This window comes from Gillisia sp. CAL575 (assembly GCF_000403785.1).
In the GTDB taxonomy this organism is placed as follows: Bacteria; Bacteroidota; Bacteroidia; order Flavobacteriales; family Flavobacteriaceae; genus Gillisia.
In genome coordinates, this window is the sequence record NZ_APHJ01000021.1 from 219,609 (window position 1) to 244,337 (window position 24,729).

The 24,729-nt window shown below is 34.4% G+C and carries 16 protein-coding genes and 1 tRNA gene; 4 read left to right on the forward strand and 13 right to left on the reverse strand.

Annotated elements, in window-relative coordinates:
* Window positions 1–2: 2 nt before the first annotated feature.
* The 6 genes from I130_RS03820 to I130_RS03850 all read right to left on the reverse strand — a co-directional run bounded on the left by I130_RS03820 (window position 3) and on the right by I130_RS03850 (window position 8,344).
* The gene (locus I130_RS03820; protein ID WP_034919686.1) at window positions 3–2,102 is read right to left on the reverse strand and encodes a DUF262 domain-containing protein; all 2,100 of its coding nucleotides are present in this window, start codon (window positions 2,100–2,102) and stop codon (window positions 3–5) included.
* Entirely contained in the window at window positions 2,095–3,915 is a 1,821-nt protein-coding gene (locus I130_RS03825) for a DUF262 domain-containing protein (protein WP_034919689.1), read from the reverse strand. The genes I130_RS03820 and I130_RS03825 overlap by 8 nt, the downstream gene beginning before the upstream one ends.
* 24 nt (window positions 3,916–3,939) lie before the next feature.
* Window positions 3,940–5,136, reverse strand: a complete 1,197-nt coding sequence (locus I130_RS16180; protein ID WP_051119602.1) for a restriction endonuclease subunit S — start codon at window positions 5,134–5,136, stop codon at window positions 3,940–3,942.
* A complete protein-coding gene (locus I130_RS03840; RefSeq protein WP_034919691.1) occupies window positions 5,127–7,535 on the reverse strand; it encodes a type I restriction-modification system subunit M in 2,409 nt (802 codons plus the stop codon). The genes I130_RS16180 and I130_RS03840 overlap by 10 nt, the downstream gene beginning before the upstream one ends.
* A 159-nt stretch (window positions 7,536–7,694) precedes the next feature.
* The gene (locus I130_RS03845; RefSeq protein ID WP_034919693.1) at window positions 7,695–8,120 is read right to left on the reverse strand and encodes a hypothetical protein; all 426 of its coding nucleotides are present in this window, start codon (window positions 8,118–8,120) and stop codon (window positions 7,695–7,697) included.
* Window positions 8,120–8,344 (reverse strand): hypothetical protein, encoded by a 225-nt coding sequence (locus I130_RS03850; RefSeq protein WP_034919696.1) that lies wholly within the window; start codon window positions 8,342–8,344, stop codon window positions 8,120–8,122. Before I130_RS03850 ends, I130_RS03845 begins: the two co-directional genes overlap by 1 nt.
* Before the next feature lie 356 nt (window positions 8,345–8,700).
* Between I130_RS03850 and I130_RS03855 the strand changes: the two genes are divergently transcribed.
* Complete coding sequence (locus I130_RS03855) at window positions 8,701–10,266, forward strand: hypothetical protein (RefSeq protein WP_034919697.1); 1,566 nt, start codon at window positions 8,701–8,703, stop codon at window positions 10,264–10,266.
* Window positions 10,267–10,855: 589 nt separating this feature from the next.
* Entirely contained in the window at window positions 10,856–11,401 is a 546-nt protein-coding gene (locus tag I130_RS03860; RefSeq protein ID WP_157480495.1) for a hypothetical protein, read from the forward strand.
* Window positions 11,402–11,710: 309 nt separating this feature from the next.
* Here the strand turns inward: I130_RS03860 and I130_RS16925 are convergent, their stop codons facing one another.
* Window positions 11,711–12,217, reverse strand: coding sequence for a DUF2914 domain-containing protein (locus I130_RS16925; protein ID WP_316928443.1), 507 nt, complete (start codon window positions 12,215–12,217; stop codon window positions 11,711–11,713).
* Window positions 12,218–13,365: 1,148 nt separating this feature from the next.
* On the opposite strand from I130_RS16925, the gene I130_RS03870 reads away from it, so the two are divergent.
* Both I130_RS03870 and I130_RS03875 read left to right on the forward strand, forming a co-directional pair.
* Window positions 13,366–15,288 (forward strand): tetratricopeptide repeat-containing sensor histidine kinase, encoded by a 1,923-nt coding sequence (locus I130_RS03870; RefSeq protein WP_034919702.1) that lies wholly within the window; start codon window positions 13,366–13,368, stop codon window positions 15,286–15,288.
* A gap of 7 nt (window positions 15,289–15,295) precedes the next feature.
* Window positions 15,296–15,961 carry a DNA-binding response regulator gene (locus tag I130_RS03875; RefSeq protein ID WP_034919704.1) on the forward strand — a complete coding sequence of 222 codons (666 nt, stop codon included), beginning with the start codon at window positions 15,296–15,298 and terminating at the stop codon, window positions 15,959–15,961.
* Window positions 15,962–16,089: 128 nt separating this feature from the next.
* On the opposite strand, the gene I130_RS03880 is transcribed toward I130_RS03875, so the two are convergent.
* From I130_RS03880 to I130_RS03905, 6 genes are all read right to left on the reverse strand, one after another.
* A complete protein-coding gene (locus I130_RS03880; RefSeq protein ID WP_034920468.1) occupies window positions 16,090–17,313 on the reverse strand; it encodes a site-specific integrase in 1,224 nt (407 codons plus the stop codon).
* A gap of 253 nt (window positions 17,314–17,566) precedes the next feature.
* Window positions 17,567–17,640 (reverse strand) — tRNA-Asp (locus I130_RS03885).
* 83 nt (window positions 17,641–17,723) lie between these two features.
* Entirely contained in the window at window positions 17,724–18,653 is a 930-nt protein-coding gene (locus I130_RS03890) for a DUF58 domain-containing protein (RefSeq protein WP_034919706.1), read from the reverse strand.
* 216 nt (window positions 18,654–18,869) lie between these two features.
* Window positions 18,870–19,187, reverse strand: coding sequence for a thioredoxin (trxA, locus tag I130_RS03895; protein ID WP_034919707.1), 318 nt, complete (start codon window positions 19,185–19,187; stop codon window positions 18,870–18,872).
* Window positions 19,188–19,381: 194 nt separating this feature from the next.
* Entirely contained in the window at window positions 19,382–23,770 is a 4,389-nt protein-coding gene (gene dnaE / locus I130_RS03900) for a DNA polymerase III subunit alpha (protein WP_034919708.1), read from the reverse strand.
* Between the two features lie 291 nt (window positions 23,771–24,061).
* On the reverse strand, window positions 24,062–24,508 hold the full coding sequence (locus I130_RS03905; protein ID WP_034919709.1) for a ferritin-like domain-containing protein: 447 nt from the start codon (window positions 24,506–24,508) through the stop codon (window positions 24,062–24,064).
* Window positions 24,509–24,729 lie beyond the last annotated feature (221 nt).

Sequence of the window (24,729 nt, forward strand, 5' to 3'; positions counted from 1 at the left end):
TCTTAATTTTGGGATGCCCAATCTTTTATTAAATCAAAAGGATTTCTTTTCTTATTTCCACCAACAATCTCAATATTCAGTGTGTTATTTTTATTTAGCCCTAGATTGTATCTAAATTGTTGATTATAAACCTGAAAAATGGGATTATTTGATGGGAAATACTGACAATCTTCTATCCCTTCTGAAAATAAAGATCTATACCCTGTTTCTTTTACAAGCCAACCAAAATTGAAGTTATGATTTTTGAAAAATTGCTCAAAAGACAATTTGTAAATCCTTTCGGTAATAATGTAGTAAAGATAGAGTTGGTCTTCCACTAGCCTGATATCTGAAAAGTCTTCATATTTGCTTTCTAGATTCAAAATATACTCCTTTTGAATTTTTAGAAGATAATTGGTTAAATCCAATTTAGACTCAGCAAACTTTTTAGCGAAAATTAGTATCGCAGGATGCTTTCTATATGAGTGCGAAAAAACAAAACGAGATTCATAAGTTTTAGTATATAGATCTGTGATTAGCATATTACCCCAAATAATATTGAAGTCGCTCTTCGAAATTTCTCTATAGCCTCTAAATATTTCTTTTAGTAAATCAAAATTTGGAATATCATATTTGAAAGACTCAAGTTCCTTTCCCTCAAACTGGCTTGCCGAATTGGAGAATGGAGCTAAGAGTATATTTCTAATATTCCCTTTGAATTTTTTATGATCTTCTATTTTACCAACTAACTTTTTATATTGATTAAACTCTAATATTAATTTGGCTTTAAATATTTCTTCTTTTCTCTGTTCTACATTTAACCCAATTAACTTATTACCATCCTTTAATTCATTTAACACCTTATAAACATTATCATTTGAAATAAGGTTTTGTAGTGAAGATATTAATCTTGGCCATTCACGTCTAGAATTATCAAGAGTATTTTCGATTAAATTTCTAATTACTCTGATGAAATCACTTAAGTTCGCTTCAGGCTTTTCTTTAAAACTATATAAAAGTGTTAAAAAGAAAACATACAATTGATTGATATCCCGCCTGCCTGATAAAATATCTTTTAAGATACTATGTAAGGTTTCACCATCCCACAATATAATTTCATTGTGATTTTTTACATCCTTTATAAAATCAAATGAAAATATTAGAAATTTTAAGTTTTCCTCCTTAGCGTAAACCTCTTTCAAGACTCTAAAATCTAAGAAATCATTTTCGTAAGATTTTGCTCTAAACTCCGCATCCTTAAAATAAAGCATCTCAGTTATAAATCTCAAGTATTCCATAAATGGACTATCAATTATATAAGAATCTTCATCCCTATAGTCCCAAAGATTATCTACCCATTCGTATTCAATTTTGTCCTTTACCTTTTCTAGTAATGAATGATTATACCTAATTATCTTTGAAAATTCAGATTTAAAATTCTCGAATTCCGTGAGCATCTTTCCTCTTGCATTCATTCTTATATAGAGATTCTCAGTCAATCCAAATTCATCTAGATCTGTAAAATAGAAGGTTACTAAATTGCTCTTATCCCCAATAAGTTTATCAAGTAATTCATCCGGTGCATTAATCAAGTTCTCATTACTTGATAAGGTTTTGAGCATATTCAACATACCTGAAACGGTTGGATCGTTCTTCCATTCTTCATTGAACCAGACAGAATCTTCAATTTCCGATTTTATATTAGATAATTTTCCCACGGATTCCACTTCTAGAAGCAATTTGCAAAAATCATGAGCGGAGGGACGTGTCTCATATGAAAATCTTTGAAGAACATCTTTTATCTCATGGAGCCTATTTTCCTTTATAGCAATAAAAAAGTGCAGTAAAAAAAGTGTTGTTAGTCTTTGCTGACCATCTAATGGAATAAATATTTTTTGTTTTTCATCGCCTTTTAATTCAGGTAAAATAGAACCATACACAAAATCAAGCTCTATTGGATCATCTTTAAGAATTGAGGCAATCAAATAATCATCAACAAACTTTTCTCTTAGTCGCTGAACTTCAGGCGTACTCCGGCCCTGAGCATAATCCCTTTGAATGATAGGAACTTCAATTTTATGATAAGCATTGCATAGTTCCCAGAAAGTATATTTTTTATTCATTTTCAACGGTCTCTTTGATTAAATATGGTTCAAGTTTTTCCTCTATATCTCTATAATAATTTTCTTTATCTACCTTGCTCCAATAATAAGGCTGTAAATCTGAGGAGGTGTAATATTTCAAAAAAACATTTTTAGTAGTAATAGGTATATACATCCCTTCTTTCTCTAACTGAAGTATCTTCTTTCGTTTAACAGGGAAAATGGCATTATTTAGAGAAGAATTCTGTTTTTTTGATAAAAGTGCTAGATTATCTAATATATGTACTGATTCAGAATCGAAGGTTTGAATTAATTCGTTCTTTAATTGATTAAACTCTTCCTCAACAATTCTTTCTTGACCTAGCAAATTAGAGATTCTCTCTTTATAATCTTCATTGATCGAAATTGAAGCTGAATCGTCTACAGGATCTCTAGCTTCCATATCTATTTGTTTAATGTCCTTAATTGCATCATACGTATCCTCTAACCATTTTCTGATACTGTTTTGTTCTTTCATCTCTTTAGATTGCTGAGCGTGAATATGTTCAATACTCCAACCTCCATCCTTCTCCATTTTTTTGTAAAGATTAAAAGGAAATCTGTTTTTCTGCGCTTTTTGGTTAATAGCAGAGGTGGCTATGTTATGTAACAGAAATATTTTTTTTAATCCTTTGGTATCGTTTTTATAATTTATGTCAATTAGATCAACATCTGAAACTTTCGTTTTTACCTCTTGAAGAGCCCATTCCTTAAATTTCGATTTATTACAGTTCGAATTTTCAATCATATTACGGATCGATTTTATGGAACTATCGTCTATGGCAAGAATAAATCCTAAATGATGGTATAAATAATCATTTTCATACCAATACTTCAGTTTACCAAAATATTCTTTAGTACGGGCCCATAACTTTAAGGCATTTTCCTTCTCCACTTCAGGGTCTTCAGATTTCACCTGCTTCTCAAACCATAAATAGGTTGAATATTTTTTATCGTTGTTCTCTGCAATCAGTTTAAAAATAAATTCAATGGTTGATGAAGTTTCATCTAAGCCTTTGCTATTAAGAAAATACCAAAACTCTTCCTGTCGAAGTTCCATTTCTATACGGTGCCATTCATTTGAAATTTCCGCTTGCCTTAAAATAGCTTCACGTTCACTTAATCCGTGTTTTATTTTTGAAAGCAATAATGCTCTAATTAGCTCTGCATCGGTCAAGGGTATTTTTCCAATATTTAAGCGATTGAAAATATCTATTTTTCGGCTTTCAATTTCATCAAGGTCTTTTAATCCCTTTAACTCTTCTATTTGATACCAGATAATTTCAACCTTCTTGGTTAGTGTCGAATTGAATTCATCTATATAACCTACATCATTTTTTGTTTTCTCATCAAACCAATCTTTAACAATATTAAAAGCCTGACTCATAAAATGGAAATCTGGACTTTCATCATTAAAGGTTTCAGGAGAAAGATTTTCCAAAAACTGAGTGCTTTTAGCTCTTTTTTCGAATAATATAGAATATCTAGGTCTATTAAGGTAATTGAATATGATATGCATCGTAATCAACCGTTGTTGCCCATCAATTACCTCCCAAGTATTTAGTCCATCAGCATCTATTGCAGGTACAACTACAATAGGTTGCAGACAATACTTTTTCTCATCTGTGAGCATAAAATTGTGAAGGTCTTCCAACAAGGCAGAAACGTGTTCTTCGCCCCATCTATAACCCCTTTGGTAATATGGAATTAAATAGTGCTCAAATCTTGGATCTCTATCAGGAGTATTTTCATTTAAAATAATTTTACCTACAGGTTTTAATTCTATTATATTCATTTTAAAAACTTAAGTTTAATTAATTTACACCAACCTTATTTTACCCGTTAACAGGTTTTGCATTAAGCCTTGTTTTAGCAATTTATATTTAGAAAGCTTTTGCTCTAATTGTGCTATTTCTGCATCCATATCGGAAAGTATGGTGGCAATTTGGCTTTGCTCTTCAGCAGATTTTGGAATTGAAATTTCACACTTTTCAATGTGATGATTTAAGATATGTGTTTGTGTTACCCCATCATCCAATTTTAAAAAATATTTGTTTCTATTTAATAGATAAAATAAAAACAGTGGGATTGCACTTTTACTTCTCCAAATACAAATTCGTTGATTAACTGCATACTTTTTATCTTCAGAAACGTAAAAACATTTGGCGAGTGCCTTTCCATTTGGTAAATCGCTTAAAACTGTTAAAACATCACCTTTCCTTGCCTTGCAAAAATTGTGATTACTTCTTTTAGATACTTTACCTTCTGTAGAAATAAATTTTGAATTCACAGCTATGTATTTGCCATCTTCTACAATATGATTTTCGTGAGCTTTTCCATGTATATAATTAACTACTTCTGTTAACTTTTTAACCTCCCAATCATCTTTAGGAGTCAACAATTGTTGCATAGCGCCTTGTTTAATGGCTCTTTTTTTTGCGAGTTTTTGTTCTATGGCTTGTAATAATTTATCCGTATCGTCTAATACTTGAGCAATGGCATTTTGTTCTGCGAGTGGTGGTAATACAATTTGAAGATTCTTAATGTGATTTAAGAACAAATTTGGTTGAGCACCTTGATTCATGCTCGTAAAAATTTGTTTTTGACCTAATGAAGATTGCAGGAAATATTGAAGGTATAGACTTACTGTCTTAAAATTTTCAGGTTTTATAAGAGCAGCACTACGAACCATAACACATTCAAAATTTTCAGGAACAATAGCTATCCGTCCAATTGAACCAGAACAAGAAATCAATACATCCCCAAATTCGGGATTACAACGTTTTCTTATTCGCGTATATTCCTCTTTACCAACATAATCGACATCTGAAGTATCAACTCTTCCATTTAGGATATTCCTAGCTGAAAGTAAATAATATCCACTTTCAGTTCTTACTGGTGTCAAGTGTTCACCATCTGTGATTTTTATAGCGCATTCCGAAATCATACTTATATTCCAATCCTCTGGAATCAGACCAAGTTCAGTTTGATTATAGTTAGTTTTAGTTAATTCCATACAAATCCCATTTTTTGTAGATGAGTATTTACTTTAGTTTCTAAACTTTCTACCCTTGTATCAATAACAGGCAAAGGGTTTTCGTAACGTTCTGCCAGCTCTTTTACACGATTGGTTAAGTGTTGACTAATATGGTCTATTTCGTCTTTTATAGTTCTTTCTAATGTAAGCATCCATTTATCCTTAACAACCAATTGCTTTATTTCGTCCTCATTTAGGGCTGGGTATTTCGCATAGAGTTTTGCGTCTAAATCAGCTTCGGCTTCTTTTATTTTTCTATTGGTTGCAGTTTGTTTGTCTGATAAAGAAATGTATTGTTTGAGTACTTTTAGCTCATCAGCACTATCTATTTCACCCTTCAATTCCTTAATTCGAGCAGTAATAGTGGCTTTGTTTACTTTTTCCATTTCAGCAAAACAACCATCTTCGCTACTGTGTTCTTCTTCTAATTCGGTTAGCTCACTGACAGTGGTTTCTTTTTCAGCTTGGAAGGCTTCTAAGATTTCTTTTTCGGTTATAAAATAGCGGTTAATCACCAAGTCTTTTGGTACAAGATCACACGTCCAACCTTTATCTACCAACTTTTTCGCTTTGTTTTCTACAACAATGCGATAGGTTTCCGCTTTCCAACCATCCTGGGTTATGAGGTAGCTATCATCTTGCATTACCTCAAACCAGTATGACATTAAATGTTGGTACATATCGTATGGATCTATTAAGGCTTTATTTTGGTATTGCATCAGTAGATCTTCAGATAAGCTATGTATGAGTTCTTTGGGATTAAATCCTTTATTTATATCTTTTAAAGATGTTGTGCTTTTGGTTTTCCAATTTTCAAAAAGGGTGTCCATTTGTGTGCTGAATGTCACAAACTCCGGGTGCTGGAAAATGGTATTTTTGATTTCTTCTTTATTTACCTTCAAAGCCGAATATTTTTGACGGTTGCTTTGGGTAAATATTTCCTTTTTAAGATTAGGATAGACCTCCCAAAAGCTTTGTAAAGCTTCAATATCTACATTAGGAATATCCCCTAATAAATGTGCTTCAATATCTTGAATGTCTTCTGTTTCCTGACTTTCAATATATCTGGGAATATTTAGGTTAAACTCATTGGCTTCAATATCGGTTAATGATACCATTTTACTAAAACCGGGTATATTTTCTTGGTTGTTAAAAACATCTGCAACTCTATGAATGTCTTGCTCTCTTAAACGGTTTTTATTCCCATCTTTTATAAAACCTTTACCGGCATCTACCATGAAAATACCTTTTCTATTCTGGGCATTTTCTTTATCAATTAAAATAATACAAGCAGGAATACCTGTACCATAAAACAAGTTGGCAGGTAAACCAATAATCCCTTTTATATAACCTTTTCTAATTAAGTTTTCACGTATTTCTGCCTCGGCATTTCCTCTAAACAATACTCCGTGAGGTAAGATAACAGCTCCTTTTCCGTTACGCTTCAAAGAGCGTACAATATGAAGTAAAAAGGCATAGTCACCATTCTTTTCGGGAGGAATTCCGTAGTCTTGGAAACGGTTATAAGGATTATCCTCTGGCAAGTTTAATCCGTTGCTCCAACGTTTATCACTAAATGGAGGATTGGCAACCACATAGTCAAAGGTTTTAAGGCTTTCGTCTTTATTCTCGAACAACGGATTCGCTAAGGTATTTCCTTGTTTTATGAGAGCGGTTGGTTCATTATGCAAAATCATATTCATACGAGCCAAACCAGAGGTGGCTGCATCTTTTTCTTGCCCATATAAAGTGACCTTACCCTTGGCTGCATCGCTAATTTTCAATAATAAAGAACCCGAACCACATGCAGGATCATAAACAGTAGTTTCGGCAGTGGTTGCTTCTTTATCTATACCAATAATTTTAGCCAATATTCGGCTTACTTCGGCAGGAGTATAAAATTGGCCTTTACTTTTACCGCTTTCAGTAGCAAAGTGACGCATCAAATATTCGTAGGCATCTCCTAAAATATCATCACCTTCGGCTAAGTTCTTACTAAAGTCAAGTTTTGGATCTTCAAAAATGGAAATTAGATTGGTTAAGCGATCTACCATTTCTTTTCCGCTTCCTAATTTGGAAACATCATTAAAATCTGGCATATCTGCCAACTGATTCGCTTCTGCAATAGGAGAAATAATCTTTTTATTGATTTGGTCACCTATATCGGTAGAACCTTTTAAGGCAACCATATCTTTAAAACTTGCCCCTTCAGGAATCGTTATAGGTGCATAGGCTTGTCCAGCCCATTTATCGCTTATGTATTTTAGGAAGAGCATAACCAATACATAATCTTTGTATTGACTTGCGTCCATTCCTCCACGTAATTCGTCACAACTCGCCCATAGGGAGCTGTATAATTCAGATTTTTTTATTGCCATTTATAGGATGTGATTTTGTAGTAATATTATTAACTGCGAAGTAGGGTAAAAATGCAGGTTTAGTCTTGTCGTAAATCTAAATGTTTTCTTAAAACTTTGAAAGTTTAAAATGCAAAATAATGAAATGTTATAAACCATAATTATGGGTTTCCATAATTATTAAAGGTTTGGATAATCAAAAAGAATCTTTAAAAAACTCAAGAATAAATTTCTACTGGGAATATCTCTTTTCTTAGCGCCTGCAATAATATCGGGCACCCCTAAATTATAATAATTTTTAGGCATAGCTACCTTTACACCCTGCTCTATTAGAATTACAATAGTATTGAGATGTTTGATCTGTTTTACTGCTTTATTTATTTCTAACAGTACCATCTTATTATTTTCAACTAATACAAAAACTAAATGTTCTGAATTGTAATAGGTTATACATTTCTCTTCATGATTTTCAACTACAAAAGACTGAGGTTCAAAATCGTCCAGAACACAGGCTAAAACACTTTCCTTAACAGTAAATAAAGATAATCGGGCAAAAGCACCTGTTTTATTAAGTCCTCTAAAAAAGGCTATATCCTTTAGTCCCATTAGCCTCGCACTTTTTTAAACTCCCACTCCACTTCTCCCAGATTTATGGTATTGATCATTTTCATTTCTAGGGTAGCAGGAAAGACGTCAGGACTGCCCACATGCAAGCATAACTCATAACCTCCAAAGGTTTCTTCTGCAAGATTGGTACGGTTGCCATAACTACGTTCTTCTATAAAATGTTGATATTGTTCCTCGGTAAGGATGATCTCTAATTTTCTCATCTTTCTAATTTGATGACCAAAGGTCAAAATCAAAGTGGACAAGAGGTGTCGCTTAAAATATTAGACGCACCTAATTACCGCATTTCTTCACTAGATTGAGCCTCGATAAATATTTAGGTGTTAAATATGAAGTTTTTCCTTCTTCATGATATTTCGAAACGTACACAATGCTTAGAATAATGTCTTTTTAATTTTAAGGGAATTGCCCCATAGGCGCGTCCTGTAGAATTGCTTAATTTCTATTCTTAATAATATCATTTTTTTTGATCTCCCTCTCCCTGTATTGCACCCTACAAATAGTTACACAAAACACACCTTGGAAGTAATAATTACTTTATTAACCAAATAATAACAGTATGAAAACAAATACACGTTATCTAGCTTTTATGATTCTATTATCACCACTATTTACAAGTTGTAGTAAGGAGGAAGAAGAAGTCGCTGTAAATAATGACTCCTACACACAAAGCATTTCGCTAGAGCTTGGCGCATTGCTCAATGATCTATCCAACAAAGTGATCAGTAAAGAAAATTTTAATCAGATACCCAATTGTAATGATGATGCAGCCCCAGCAGTGGCAAGGCTCAGCATTAGCTTTAACGGGGAAACTAAAACCGTGGTTGTAGACATCCTTACTAATGGAACTAATTATTATACCGATTATTCTAACGACCTGAAAATTCCTGTAGTAGTTAGTGATGATGGTGATAATGAGAATGATTACACTACGGTGACCCTTTCAGAATTTTTGATCTATGATGGTGATCCAGATGGAGCCGGAAATTTAATTTGGGTAGCTCCCACTGGAGATGGGGACTTTCTAGGCTATGTAGATAAGTTACTACCTTTGGATATCATTGTCCGCCCCGGCACCAAAAAATATGAGGCAATAGAGGTGTTTTGCTTTGACCAGCAAATGGTTAATGAATATGGATATTCGTTCTTAGAGCTGATCCCGCAAAAACTTTTTAAGCTTTGTTTCTTCGCAAACTATTGTCATTCCGATGGCAGGCACTATCCAGGTAATTATAGTTTAGATCTCTTTGTACAGGATGCTAATGGTGTCCGTATTCAATTATACAATAATGGGGATACCAATGCCAAGCCAATAACTGGTCAATATGAAAATGGTGAATATTTTTCCCAACCACTTTGTTTGGTAATTCCCGGCCCACCAGAAGGGATAGAAAATGATCAAAATTATCTATTCTATACCATTTCCCCTGAAAATTCAGATGCTTATGGAGATATAGACAACACAGCACTAGCAGAAGAAGGCTTAAGTTGGAATGATATAAATGTCTTGTTCAATGATGATAAAAATACTATGGAATACATACATGTTTTTATTAATTGTGATACCTCCCCGGACTGTGGTGAGTTTGAAGCCATTCCCGAATCATCCTTTTATAATGAAATTATCCCGAAAGACCCTGTAGATTATTTCGAAATTGTGAATTATTTGGATGGGATTTTATTTAGTTTTTCCCAAGGAGAATTGTGTGCGGATGCTTTAGATATGGTAACCTGCATCAACGAATTCAATAATCTTATTGCTGAAGATGGATTTTATATTAGTTGTCTTCCTGCAGGTTGCTATACATTCATTAGACACCAAACAGATGGTGTAAATCAGTTGGTTTCTACCGATGAAGAACTACTGGAATTTTTAGGAAGCATAGATTCCAAAGGCGATGCTTTGTTATTAGCATTGTCGAAAGATTACTATTGGAGTACAAACAATATTGAAAATGGAGCCATAAAAGAGACCTGCACTGGTTACGAGTTAATTGTGAATAAAATAGTAAGTTATTGCACGCCTTTACAGATAGACAGATTTCATTTAAGGATCACCCCATCTGGGGAGATCATAATTATAGATCAAGAAGTGATCGAATTTGAGGAAAACCTATGTATATAAATATATGTTGAATGCTGCAAATATCATAGGATTTGCAATTATTTAAAGGAATAGGTTATCTATAAATATGAGTTTATTAAAAAAGCTGTAGCGGTAGAAAATATCGGGTTTTCAATCCCCGATATTTTTTATTTTTTTAATTAAATAATTCCCAATATTGAAAAATTAAAATTTGTTTGAGGCAGTGTTTTTAAAAAGAATATAATTTTGAAAAAGAACTCTCAGGGTTTTGAAATTCACTCGAACTGACGGGGATGGGTACCTCAGGTTTAATTGATATTTTTTCTCTTTTAATTCTTAGCCGTCAATTCATGTAATTTTCTGAAGCTAACATTCCAATAAGCCGTAAGTGCGAGTATGCCCGTCTGATAGGCGAGTGTTTTTTACCGAGGCGAAAGCTGAGGAAAAAAATGTATCGAGAACAGAGGCGAACACGTTTCTCCCCTACGGTTCTCGATAAAAATTTATTCTCCCTGACGGTCGAAATAAATTCATTCAAACTGACGGGGGTGCCGGTATTTTGAATGCGAATATATACTACATTTGGTCTATTAAATTTTAAGTTTTTTACCTTCAACAGCTATCACCTTTGAAAAAACAATTCCTTCTACTGTGTGCCCTTTTTCTTATGAATGTTCTAAGCCATGCCCAGGAACGGGAATATATTGTAACCAAATCCAAGGATACTATCTATGGGAGTGTTACCCGGGGTACCAAAATTTTTAATCCGGCAGAAGTGAAGCTGAAGTTTAAAGATGAGGCAGGAAATGAAAGCGTCATAGACCCGGCCGAGGTAAAAACCATACGATCTCTCAACGGGGTGGATGGAGACAGTTTTATTTCTACCATCCACGACCAGTGGTTTGTAAAAAGGATTGTTGACGGCAGGATTAAGATTTACAAATTTATGGACGTGGCGTTGCTGTTTATCTCCAAGGATGATTCTGAAATCACCAGCGCCGAGTTCGGCGGATTTTCTCCACGTTCTAAAGGTCACGCACAAATAAAGGAACTTATAAAAGATAATCCTGAAATTTCCATGGAGTTTGATACGATGAAGGGAAGCGAAAAAAACATCCTTTATATCATCAATAAATACAATGAGGTAGAAAAGATCCTGCCGCCAGTTAATTAAGCATCCCGGTTCCTGTGTAGATCCTTCGATTTTTTCCCATAGCTGTGGAGGGATCTTATAAGTATAACTAACGTCAGTTCGAGCTTGCCTGTCTGGTAGGCGGGTGTTTTTCTCAATGCGGAAACATTGTGAAAAATGTATCGAGAACCGGTTTTGAAATTCACTCGAACTGACGGGAGGAACTCAATTTTAATTTAATTCTTTTTCTCTCATATTTCAATTTCACCAAACCTGCCGGAAGCCGATGCAGAATTCTGAAGCTCTTTATTAATGATTTTTAGAGCATTGAATATGATTGAGAAAACAGTTTTAAAATGATTTCTTTACCATTCCTTCTTTATGAGGTTCAGAAGTGTTTTTAATCACAAAATCCACAACACCAAGTACCAGTTCCTCTTCTGTAATTACATCAACTTTCCATTGGCCTTCTTTAAGGTTGTTCTTATAAGTATATCCACGAAAACCTCGATTACGCCCACCGGCAACTTCAAAGCCAAGGTCATCAGTTACTTCCCATTTCCCAGTTTCGGAATTATACCGTTTCCACCTATGAAAAATGGCCTTTTTTAAATCTGTAGGTGCAAAAACAGAAGTGAATACATAAACTCTTTGATCTGCTTGACGATGAAAATTGATGCTATGTTTACGCCAAAATACATACCATTGATCCTTCTCGTAAGTAACGATGTATTCGTTATTTGTTTTTCGCACATCATGAGCCACCAACCCGGTATCCAGAGCTAGCGGCACTGGTGGAATAAGATTGAAATAGTAAAAAACATTAATTGTTATATAAATAGAAAGGATAATACCCATCAGTTTTTTTAGACTTATCTCAGCTCTTGTACCTGGGCTTGACTTGAAAATAAACCTGATGAGTACCAGGGTAGACCACAAACTTACAAGTCCCGAAATGATAAAAATAAAGGTATTCATTTTCCTGATCAGCGTGGGAATCATAAAGGCGAAAAAAGTAAAACTTATAAAAAAATAAACACTAAACTGAAGGTATTTATTGGAGATTTTCTTTCTAAGAAACTCGTTTGCAAATAAGAGTAGAACCAGCAGTATGAAAAAAACCATGGTTTTTGACATGGACACACTTCTGAAAAAATAGATGACAAAAGCGCTTGAAAGTGCGCCAAAGAAGAACTGTATAGCAAGCGGCAAATATTCGGAATGACGACTGATAAAAGTACCCTCCCACTTATCATCATTCACTGTATTATATAAATAAAGCGTTATAGAAAGTAAGGTCATATGTGAGCAAAGTACCACCGTATCATAAACACGATCTATTCGCCCTAAGGTCAACGTGTCAAAAATAAAACCACCAATAAAAAAAAGAATGGGAGCGTACTTTTGATTGCGAATAATATACCTTCCAAAAGGACTTTTTCTATATCTTACTAAAGCTCTTTTCATAATGCATTGAGTAGCGCCAAATGTAGCATAAAAACTTCATCCGGATATTTGCTTTGACTTTAATGCCAGAGAGCTAATGAAAAAAAGCGGAAGGGAATTAATTGTTTATTGTTTATTATTCCTTGTTATTCGGTGCTTCAGGAAAAAGGTATTGATACACAGATTATTTTTTAGCTATTAGCTGTTGGCCTTAATCAAGTGGGATTTAGAATTAGGAAAGTAAAAGGAAAGATGAGTTCCTTCGCCTGTGGATTAATAACAACTCTTATTCACCACCTATTGGCGCGTAAATGGTCCTTTAATGAATAGCACTCCTTCTTATAACGCATTTAATGTAAAACAAGACGATAATATGTTTTTACCAAAAGAGGATAGAATAACGATTTGGTAGAGGAATTTAAAGATAAATTTTACAAACAATTGATTATTGAAACCCGCCAAAATGGTGGGTTTATTGTTTATATATATAATGGTTTGAGATTTGAGAGCCAATTATTCTATACCTAATAAGCCTCGCTTTTTTTATCTATTTTCGTTTCATGAAATTATCCCCAATTAAATTTCTTTTCATTCTAGCATGCCTGAATTTCGCAGCTTGTAAAAAGGAAAGCAAAACAGTAAGTAAAGAAATAACACCAGGAATAGGAGAAGTATTTTTCCAAAAAGGAATTAAAGAGAAAGATCCAACCCAAATGCTTTTCACTTTTGAAGAAGGATTGGAAAGAGTGAATCTTAAAAAAGATAGTATAAGTCTTTACTTATTGGATGGGATCATTTATGTCCAAAAACGGCAAAATAATTACGAATCTGCACTCAATTATACCGACAGTCTCATCAAAACTGCAGTATTACAAAAGGATACTTACTTTGTTGCTTTAGGCTATTATAGAAAGGCTGCTGTGTTTCAAGCACTCAACAATTCAGAAGAAGCGTATGAAAATTATTATAAATCTAGAGATCTGTTTTTACAAATAGGTGATAGCTCGCAAGCGGGACAACGATCTGTGGAAATGGCAAATGCGCAAAGCAGGATGGCCGACTATAATGGTAGCCAAGAGAATGCCACATCGGCTTTAAAACTTCTTATAAAAGCAAAAGATTCATCTTATATAAATAGTGCGTACAATACAATTGCCATATCCTACCGGGAAAGAGGTTTCTATAAGGATGCCATAAAAGAATATAGAAATGCGCTTCGATATTCAATTTCTACAAAAGATAGTCTAAGTTTTTTAAATAATATTGCTTTGGCATATAGGGATAATGGAAATTATCATCGTGCACTCTCTACCTTTAAAGGAGTTTTGGATAAAATTGAATATGCCGATGAAGATTCCAGAGCTCGTTTTATAGACAATTATGCATACACCAAATGGATGCTAGATTCTTCCTCTCCAGTCTTGGATGAACTTACTCAGGCTATCGAACTTCGGCTTAAGTCAAAAGATTTAGATGGTTTGACCGCCAGTTATGAACATTTTTCCAATTACTACGAAAAGGAAAAACCTACATTGGCGCTGGACTATGCATTTAAGTGGTTAGAAACGGCAAAAAAGAATTCCAGCCAGCATTCAGAACTAAATGCGCTAAAAAGAATTATAAGGATTTCTCCGGGAGAAAGTTCCAAAATCTATACAAATAGGTTTATTACGCTTAATGACAGTCTTCAAAATGTACAATTAAAAGCCGAGAACACTTTTGCTAAAATTAAATTTGATGAGGAACAAAAACAGCAAGAAATAAATAATCTTGAAGCAGAAACAGTTAGTCAGCAACTAGAAACTGAACAATTAGAAAATCAAATGATCATTCTTTCTCTTGGAAGTCTTTTAGTTTTAAGTTTTGGTGGTTTTATTCTATACTATTTCAAGCAGAGACATAAAAAAGAGAAACTACAGGAAGTTTATAATACCGAAACTCGTATTTCTAAAACGATACATGATGAATTAGCCAATGATATTTATAACATGATGGGGCGTCTAGAGCCTATCGCCACCCCAGATGTTCTGGATAATTTGGCGAGTATTTATTCCCGAACCAGAGATATTTCCAGAGCTAATAGCGAAATAGATATTGGAGAAAATTACATAAATCACCTTTTAAGTATGCTATCTAATGCTGCTCCTGCAAATACGAAACTAATTATTAAGGGTGAAAATGCTATAAACTGGAAAGGTTTTTCTGCAGAAAAGAAAATTTTAATCTATCGCCTACTTCAGGAATTAATGGTGAATATGAAAAAACACAGCACTGCAAGTATTGTAGCAATTATCTTTAGCAGAACCGAAAATTATTTGAATATAGATTATTCTGATAATGGCAAGGGTACGGAGTTGTCTTCAATAAAATCTGGAAATGGACTTAAGAATGTGGAAAACCGTATTTTTTCAGTAAAGGGAAAGATTAACTTTGAAACTGAAATAGGAAAAGGATTCAAAACGAATCTCCAAATTCCATTATAGTTTTAGCATGTTTAAAAAAGTTTTAGTTGCAGAAGATATGGATAGCATTAACCACGCTGTGGCTGCTATTTTAAAAGATTTGGAAATAGTTCAAGTAACTCATGCCCAATACTGTGATAAAGCCTGGTTAATCGCAAAAAAGGCACTTCAGGAAGGCCATCCCTTCGATCTTCTTATTTGTGACCTCAGCTTTAAACCCGATCATCGAGAAGAAAAATTAAGATCAGGACAGGAATTAATAGCAAGCCTTAAACAAGAAGATCCAAACTTAAAAATAATCGTAAACTCTATAGAAGACCACCCACAAACGGTTAAAAACATTTGGGAAACAGGAAATATACATGGCTACGTTTGCAAGGATCGAAACGGATTGAAAGAACTAAAAGAAGCAATTTTTCAAGTAGATAAAGGAGAAAATTATAATTCGCCAGCTATAGAAAATGCCTTAAAACAAAGCAACCTATTAGTATTAAATGATTTCGAGATCCATATTGTGAAACACCTTGCCAATGGTTTAACCCAAGATGAAATTCAGCAGAAATTACAAAAAAACAATATAAAACCCAGCAGTAAAAGCGCTATTGAGAAGCGTTTAAAAGAACTTAGGGAAGAATTTAATGCCAATACAAATCCGCATCTTATAGGGATTATGAAAGATCTAAAACTCATATAAGATCCTCTAATCTAAGAATTCAAACAGACGAATAAATAGCAGTCTTATCTAAAATTAATGGAGTAGGGTCTATTAATTATTTGAGGCTGTTATTTTTAATTTAAAGAGTTGGTGAATTCTAAATTAATCTATTTTTTTTGAAGTTTCATTTTCTGCTCCAAAGCTTCCATATCATTACCCACCTTCTCATCCAGCACCCTCGCGTAGATTTGTGTTGACTTTAATGATTTATGTCCAAGCATCTTCCCAACAGATTCAATAGGAACGCCTTTAGAAAGTGTTACTGTAGTCGCAAAGGTGTGTCGGGCTAAATGTGTGGTTAAATTCTTTTTGATGCCACACACGTCGGCTATTTCCTTTAAATAAGAATTGGATTTTTGATTTGTCAAAGCCGGCAATACTATTGTTCCCTTTTTTACTTTTGGATGATCGCTGTATTTTTCAAGTATAGCTTGTGGAACTTCTAAAATTGGAATACTGCTCAAGGATTTTGTTTTTTGACGTTTGGTTTTTATCCATTTCTTTCCGTTCATTCCGATGATAATATCATTCTCTGAGAGCTTTTTCACATCTGCAAAGGCTAGTCCGGTGTAGCAACAGAACAAGAAAATGTCCCTTACAAGTTCTAATCGGGGAATGTCAAATTCCGCTTCTTCCATTTTCTGAAGTTCCTTGTCAGTTAAATATTCCCTATCAGAAGACTTCCAAGTTCCTTTCCAGTGAAAAAATGGATCCCGATTTATCCACTGATTCGCATAGGCAATTCGGATGATCTTTTTAAAATTGACGATATACTTTAGAGAGGTGTTATGTGCACAGTCTTTCTGGGATTTTAAATAATGATCGAATCCAGTAATGAATTTATGATCTACATCCTTAACCGGAATATCTTTCTTCTTATAAGAAAATAGCAAGTAGTTCTCAATATGATTTCTACAAGCGTCATAGCGCTGCATTGTTCCTTTTGTGAAGCCTTTCCCTATCAACTTTTTCATTTGATCATTATGCTCCTGAAAAATTTCCATCAGCATCCGCTCTTCTTCCCCTTTTCCGAAATAAATATCACGAATGATTTTAGAAGATATTGACTGATTATCTCTTGATAATCGGTCATATATATCATATAATTTGGTTTTGATGGAATCCAGATACCTGTTAATTGATTTGGACTCTTCTGAATTACCCTTCGCATTACCGCTTCCAGAACTCCATTTTCTTAACTCAATTTGTCTGCCAGTGCTGAATTCAGAACGCTTCCCGTTAATAGTAATCCGAGTGTAAATTATTGAAATGTCATTTGGTGTTGATCTTCCCCTTTTAGGGTAAAAAAGAATGTTTAGTAAAGTAGCCATAGGTGCGTCTTTTAAAATACTCACCAGAAAGGTACAACATGAAGGGATGCAAAAGTGTTAAAGAAAGCCCGCAACCTGTTTATTAACAGTATGTTAGGAGCTTCGCGGTGCGTCTTTTTAAAGTGAAAAAAGACGCACCGAATTGAGCACCAATTAGTTATGTTTATATGTGTTTAAATGAGTATAATTAAAATTAAAAAGCCTCTAAATCGTTGATTTAGAGGCTTTTAGTGTTATTTTGAAGTGTAATAAGCGGTCTGGACGAGACTCGAACTCGCGACCTCCTGCGTGACAGGCAGGCATTCTAACCAACTGAACTACCAGACCGTTGCTTTATTGCGATGGCAAATATACATCTGTTTTTAGATTCCACAAACGTTTTTTAAAATAATTTTTGATTAATTTTTTCGCTAGCCCGCAAATTTTTGTCTCTCAACTAGATAGGTGGTTAAAATTTTTTCAAAATTTTCTTCAACATCTGCTTGCACATACTTAATTCGGTATTTTGCACATTGTAATTTCAGTAAATTGAAGTATTTCGTGACCGATTCTTGATAAGATTCCTTGAAATTCTCTGCATAAAGATCCAAATGCACACCAGTTTCTACATCTGTAAATCGTTTTGGAGCATTATCAAAGTCGAAATTGAGCTCTTTTTTCTTATCTAGAACATGGAAAAGTACCACTTCGTGCTTATTATATTTAAGATGTTTTAAAGCTTCAAATAGCTCCTCCTCCTTTTTATCCTCCTGAAACATATCTGTAAAAAGGAAAACTAATGATCTTCTCTGTAATTTTTCGGCGATCTGATGTAGATACGTGTAACTATCTGTTGTTTTATTTTTCACTGGATTTGCAACTATTCTATCCAATTCATTTAACAACATATGATGATGACGCTCACTTCCCTTCTCGGGTGCGTAAAAATCATATTTATCACTATACACACTTAAACCAACAGCGTCTCTCTGCCGCTTTAGAATTTGCATTAGCGAAGCCGCCGCTAGAACAGAAAAAGCGATTTTGTTTAATGAGTCTCTATTGAAGGTTTTTATAATTGGGAAATGCATAGAAGAAGAGTTGTCTATAATTAAATGACAACGCAAGTTGGTTTCTTCCTCGTAGCGCTTTGTATATAACTTATCGGTTTTTGCAAAAAGCTTCCAGTCTATATGCTTTGTGCTTTCACCATTATTATAAATTTTATGTTCGGCAAATTCCGCGGAAAATCCATGAAACGGACTTTTATGGATCCCAGAAATAAAACCTTCTACTACCTGTCTGGCTAATAAATCTAAATTGATGAAACCTCCAGATCTATGCACTTCCTGTTCTAACATTTTTGTATTGTTTTCAGATAAGAAAGTTAGGAAATATATTTTCTTGGTGTCAAATCGCTCAGGGTAAATATTAAAAGCAGAAATCTCGATAATTATTACAATTGCTAAACAATATGATAGCTTTGAGCAGCCTTAAATTATACCAGATATAAGGCATAAAAAAAGCCTCGCTAGAGTTAATTTTAGCGAGGCTTATATTTTGAGTTTTGAAGTTCTCTATAAAAGAGCGTCTAATGCTTCAGCGTAAGTGGTTTTTGGAGCAACTCCAACCTGACGTCCTACTACTTCTCCGTTTTGGAAAATAAGTACTGTTGGAATGTTTCTTACACCATATTTAGCAGCGAATTCTTGGTTAGCATCAACATCTAGCTTTCCTACAACAGCTTTACCGTCGTAATCTTTACTGATATCTTCTATGATAGGTCCAACCATTCTACATGGTCCACACCAAGCCGCCCAGAAATCAACCATTACTGGTTTATCACTTTTTAATACTGTTTCTTCAAAATTAGCATCTGTTATCTCTAAAGCCATAATTTTTTTTATTTCAATTAATATGTAAAAATAGTCAATTATTTCAGCAAAACTTACAGCGCTAGTATTGGATTTGGCTATTCAAATATCAGATGGTCTTATATATCTTCGTTTTACCTATGGTTATCATAAGATTTTTATAAAGTTCTCTCCTTTGAGGAGGATTTAGGAGGAAATGAAAAAAGGCAAAGCTTTTAATTCAATTTATATTTCACATGTTCTTCGTCTAAAGCATTTAATAATTCCTGTGAGATCTTCACTTTTTGCTTTCTGCTTGTCAAATTCAGTTTTATAAGCTCTTTCATTTCATATATTATGAAATGTAAATTATGATCCCCTTTATGAGTTCTAAATATATCTTTTAAAGAGTCTATATTTTCTTCTTTCAATTCATTTATATCCAGCTGAATAGTAAGCTTTCTGGCATAAATATCCATAATATCATGCAGTAATTGAAAGTTATTAAATTGAATTCTAGGCTCTCCTTTACTCCCTGTATCCTTATTGGTCCAGCCTTCTTTGATAAAAGCCTTGATAAACACAAAGGCATTTGGAACCAAGAAATGCTGATACTTTAAATATTCTTCGCCAAATATTCTGAATTCATACGAATCCCAGTAATCTTCTACTGAAAATGCTGCCCAACCTTTCCCCATTTTTGAGGTTCTATGTTGAACTTCAGAGATCACTCCTCCAAATGACAGCTCACTATTCACATATTTCTCCTGCTCCTTAAAGTCTGAAACTTTAGAATTACAGAAATAATGAATTTCAGCTTTAAAATCGTCCAATGGATGACCCGAAATATAGATCCCTACAACTTCTTTCTCTCTCTTTAACTTCCCTATACCTCCCCATTCTTCACAAGGTGGCACTACAGGTTCGGGAATCTGCACATCACTGGCTTCTCCAAATAGACTTACTTGTGAAGAGTTTTCATTCTCCTGAAATTTCACCGCATACTTTATCACTTTTTCCAAAAAGGTAATGCCATCTCCTTCATTATGAAAATATTGTGCTCTATGATTTCCGAAGCCATCAAATCCGCCCGCTAAAGCAAGGTTTTCCAAAGCTTTTTTATTTGCAGCCCGAAGATCTAAACGTTTAGCCATATCGAAAATGGACTTATAAGGTCCTTTCTCGGTTTTCCGATTTTCTACAATACTAGCCACTGCTCCAGAGCCTACTCCTTTAACAGCACCCATCCCAAATCTTACGGCATTTTCCTTATTTACAGAGAATTTGTAAAAAGATTCATTTACATCGGGTCCAAGCACATTAAGCTTCATTCGTTTACATTCCTCCATAAAGAAAGTAACTTGTTTTATATCGCTCATATTGTTGGAAAGCACCGCTGCCATATACTCCGCAGGATAATGTGCCTTTAGGTAAGCCGTTTGATAAGCGATCCACGCATAACAGGTAGAGTGAGATTTGTTGAAGGCATACGCTGCAAATGCTTCCCAATCCTTCCAAACTTTTTCTAAAATTTCCCTAGGATGGCCTTTTGCCTCTCCTCCGTCAAGGAATTTTGGTTTTAATTGTTCCAGTAGCGCGAAGATTTTTTTACCCATCGCTTTCCTCAAAACATCGGCTTCTCCTTTAGTAAATCCTGCAAGTTTTTGAGAAAGTAACATCACCTGCTCTTGATAAACTGTAATCCCGTAAGTTTCCTTAAGGTATTCGTCCATTCCAGGAAGATCATAGGCTATTTCTTCATCTCCATGCTTACGTGCAATGAAACTCGGGATATATTCCATTGGCCCTGGCCTATATAATGCATTCATCGCAATAAGATCTCCAAATACCGTTGGCTTAAGATCTTTCATGTGTTTCTGCATTCCGGGAGATTCATATTGAAAAATCCCTACTGTTTCTCCACCTTGGAATAATTCATATGTCTTTTCATCATCTAAAGGAAAAGTATCTGGATCCAACAAGATATCATGTCGCTCCTTTACTATCTTAACTGTATCTTTTATCAAGGTTAGGGTCTTCAACCCCAAGAAGTCCATTTTTAGTAGACCAGCACTTTCCACTACTGAGTTATCAAACTGAGTAACATATAAGTCTGAATCTTTTGCCAGTGCTACCGGAACAAAGTTGGTGATATCACTTGGAGTAATAATCACCCCACAGGCGTGAATCCCTGTATTTCTTACCGAACCTTCTAAAATTCGGGCCTGATTCAGCGTTTGAGCCTGCAGATCGTCTCCATCGGCTATGTTTAGAAGTTCATTTACTTTATCCAGATCCTCACTTCGGAACATTTTCTTAAGTTCCTTGGCATCCTTCCCGAAGATTTTCCCCAATTTAGACATGGTAGGTATAAGCTTGGCTATCCTATCTGATTCATGAAGTGGCAGATCCAAAACTCTGGCTGTATCCCGAATGGAGGATTTAGCTGCCATGGAACCATAAGTGATGATCTGAGCCACCTGATTGGAACCGTATTTCTTGATTACATAATCCATTACCCTACTTCGACCTTCATCATCAAAATCAATATCAATATCGGGCATACTTACACGATCTGGGTTTAAGAATCTCTCAAAAAGCAAATCGTACTTAATAGGATCTATATTAGTAATCTTTAAACAATAGGCAACAGCACTTCCCGCAGCGGAACCCCTACCTGGCCCAACAGATACATCCATTGCCCGAGCTGCTCGTATAAAATCTTCAGTGATCAGGAAATAACCGGGATATCCAGTATTTTCAATAACCGAAAGTTCAAAATCTAATCTAGTTTTAATGTCTTCTGAAAGATCTCCATAACGCTCCTTAGCTCCAACATATGTCAGATGCTTTAAATAGGTATTTTCACCACGCTTCCCTCCATCTGCAACATCTTCCTCATTCAAAAATTCTTCCGGAATATCAAAGGCGGGTAAGAGTACATCTCTGGCAAGTTCATAAGGCTCGATCTTATCTACTACTTCTTGAATATTAGAAATAGCTTCAGGAAGATCCTTAAATAAGCTCTTCATCTCTGAATCGGATTTGAAATAGAACTCGTTATTTGGCAATCCATATCTATAGCCTCTTCCTCTTCCAATTGGCGTGGCTTGCTTTTCTCCTTCTTTTACACACAACAAAATATCGTGTGCATTTGCATCTTCTTTTGCGCAGTAATAAGTATTATTGGAAGCAATTGTTTTTATCTGATGCTTTTTTGCGAATTTTACTAATACATCATTTACCCGATTTTCCTCCTCGAGATCATGTCGCATTAACTCTATATAAAGATCTTCTCCAAAAGTCTCCTTCCACCAAAGCAAAGCTTCTTCTGCCTGATTTTCTCCCACATTTAGGATTTTCCCGGGAACTTCCCCATACAGGTTTCCGGTTAATACAATAAGGTCTTCTTTGTATTGTTCAATGACTTTTCTATCTATTCTTGGCAAATAGTAAAACCCATTTACATAGGCGATAGAAGCCATTTTTACCAGATTATGATATCCCTTTTTATTCTTGGCAAGAATTACTATTTGATATCCATTATCCTTTCTTGTTTTATCTAAATGATCTTCGCATACAAAGAATTCACAACCAATAATGGCTTTTAGTTCTTTTCCAGTTGCCGGCTCTCCTTTCTCTAAGGAAGCTGCATTTAAAGATCTAATTGACTTGTTATAGTTCCCAACCTCTTTTACAAAATGGAAAGCTCCCATCATGTTCCCATGATCTGTTAATGCTACCGCTGGCATATTTTCCTTGGTAGCAGATTCTATTAGATTCGGGATACTTATAGTAGATTGTAATATTGAAAATTGTGAGTGATTATGAAGGTGTGAAAACCGCACTTCATCAAGTTTTTCAAGATTCTCTTCTATTTCTTCTGTACTAACCTCATCTACTTTTTCAAGCTTCTGAAGCTCTTCCCTTATTTTAGCCGAAGCCTTTTTAAGGTTGATATGTTTTAACCCTATAAGCTTAAATGGCTCTGGATTTTCTTCTTTATAATTTTCGAAATAGTCTTCAGGAACCTGAAGCTGTTCTTTCGTGAAATTCTCTCTTCTAATTAATTCCAAGAAACAACGCGTAGTGGCTTCCACATCGGCAGTAGCATTATGCGCTTCAGAAAAAGGCTGATCAAACAGTTCCTGATGCAACTCTGTAAGTGTTGGAAGTTTGAATCTTCCATATCTACCTCCTGGAAGTTTACATAATTCAGCTGTTTTTTCTGTACAAGTATCCAATACAGGAAAGCTTTCCATAGGGTTATCCCATCCCTCTCTTAAAAACTCAGCGCCCATTATATTAAGATCAAATCCAACATTTTGACCTACAACAAATTTTGAACGCTCTAAGGCTGCTTGAAATTTCTCTAATACTTGCTGAAGCGGCAATCCTTCTTGCTGAGCTAATTCAGTAGATATTCCATGTATTTTTTCTGCATCAAAAGGAATATTGAAACCTCCTGGCTGCACCAAGTAATCCTGATGTTCCACCAAGTTACCCATTTCGTCGTGTATTTGCCAAGCTATCTGAATACAGCGAGGCCAATTGTCGAAATCTGTTAATGGTGCATCCCACCTTTTTGGTAATCCCGTAGTTTCGGTATCAAAAATTAAGTACATGTTCTTGTTTTCTCGAAATTTCACTTAGGGTGAAATCTCATTAATAAATTCACAAACTAATCCTTGGGAAAATGGACTCCCAAAAAGTTATAAAAAACTGTAAATAAGGGAGGTATAAATAAATATGTGAATTAAATTTTCGATTTAAAAATAGGAAATTTTAATTCGAATTTAAATAGAAGCCAAAACTAATTATCAACCAATTTTTCATGTAAAAAAAATCCTCCCGGAATATGCTTTAAAGCATACCCCGGGAGGAAAAATTTTCAATAGTATTTACCTATAAGTCAACTACCACTTATTCTCCATAGACTTCACTTTATTTAAAGATGAAGTAATAGAATCTCTTTGTTTAGTTAAAATATTTCCTGTAGATGCAGGAAGATTTGTATCCTTTAAAACTTCATTATATTCCTCTACAGCAGCTTTTTCACCTCTAACAGCTTCTTCCAAAACGGCTTCTTCTTTATCTGAAGAAAAGCTGGTTTTAAGATTCATCCAAGTACGATGAACATCACCTGCTAAACTAGTTCCCTTTTCTGGAGCTTCTCCAAAATTTCTAATTTCAGACTTTAATTCGTGACCAAAATCATAACGCTCTTTTGCTCTTTCGTTAAAAAATGATTGCAGTTGAGGATTTTTCACTTTCTCTGCAGCGAATTTATAACCCTTTTCTGCGTCATAATTTTTTTCTAACAATTCGTTCAATTTATTTGCAACATCTTCAGAATACTTCATTTTTATATTTTTTTGATTAGTAATTTATTTTCAACAGTGTAAAAATAGAAGATAATGAAGCTCGCAACAACCTATTTAACAGGCTTTAGCAAAGTTTAACTGCTTTTAACAAGCCTTGATATATAATAGATATTTATTCATAAATAATAACTAACAACACATACTAAATCATCTTTAATGAAATGATTTTAAACTAGATAAACCCAATATCTATTAAAATA

Excerpts from the sequence above, each read along its gene's own strand:
- trxA (WP_034919707.1), bottom strand. The coding sequence starts at position 19,187 with ATGGCTTTAGAGATAACAGATGCTAATTTTGAAGAAACAGTATTAAAA.
- I130_RS16925 (WP_316928443.1), bottom strand. The coding sequence starts at position 12,217 with ATGGGTATTATCCTTTCTATTTATATAACAATTAATGTTTTTTACTAT.
- I130_RS03880 (WP_034920468.1), bottom strand. The coding sequence starts at position 17,313 with ATGGCTACTTTACTAAACATTCTTTTTTACCCTAAAAGGGGAAGATCA.
- dnaE (WP_034919708.1), bottom strand. The coding sequence starts at position 23,770 with ATGTACTTAATTTTTGATACCGAAACTACGGGATTACCAAAAAGGTGG.
- I130_RS03840 (WP_034919691.1), bottom strand. The coding sequence starts at position 7,535 with ATGGCAATAAAAAAATCTGAATTATACAGCTCCCTATGGGCGAGTTGT.
- I130_RS03825 (WP_034919689.1), bottom strand. The coding sequence starts at position 3,915 with ATGAATATAATAGAATTAAAACCTGTAGGTAAAATTATTTTAAATGAA.
- I130_RS03820 (WP_034919686.1), bottom strand. The coding sequence starts at position 2,102 with ATGAATAAAAAATATACTTTCTGGGAACTATGCAATGCTTATCATAAA.
- I130_RS03875 (WP_034919704.1), top strand. The coding sequence starts at position 15,296 with ATGTTTAAAAAAGTTTTAGTTGCAGAAGATATGGATAGCATTAACCAC.
- I130_RS03850 (WP_034919696.1), bottom strand. The coding sequence starts at position 8,344 with ATGAGAAAATTAGAGATCATCCTTACCGAGGAACAATATCAACATTTT.
- I130_RS03890 (WP_034919706.1), bottom strand. The coding sequence starts at position 18,653 with ATGTTAGAACAGGAAGTGCATAGATCTGGAGGTTTCATCAATTTAGAT.
- I130_RS03870 (WP_034919702.1), top strand. The coding sequence starts at position 13,366 with ATGAAATTATCCCCAATTAAATTTCTTTTCATTCTAGCATGCCTGAAT.
- I130_RS03905 (WP_034919709.1), bottom strand. The coding sequence starts at position 24,508 with ATGAAGTATTCTGAAGATGTTGCAAATAAATTGAACGAATTGTTAGAA.
- I130_RS16180 (WP_051119602.1), bottom strand. The coding sequence starts at position 5,136 with ATGGAATTAACTAAAACTAACTATAATCAAACTGAACTTGGTCTGATT.
- I130_RS03855 (WP_034919697.1), top strand. The coding sequence starts at position 8,701 with ATGAAAACAAATACACGTTATCTAGCTTTTATGATTCTATTATCACCA.
- I130_RS03845 (WP_034919693.1), bottom strand. The coding sequence starts at position 8,120 with ATGGGACTAAAGGATATAGCCTTTTTTAGAGGACTTAATAAAACAGGT.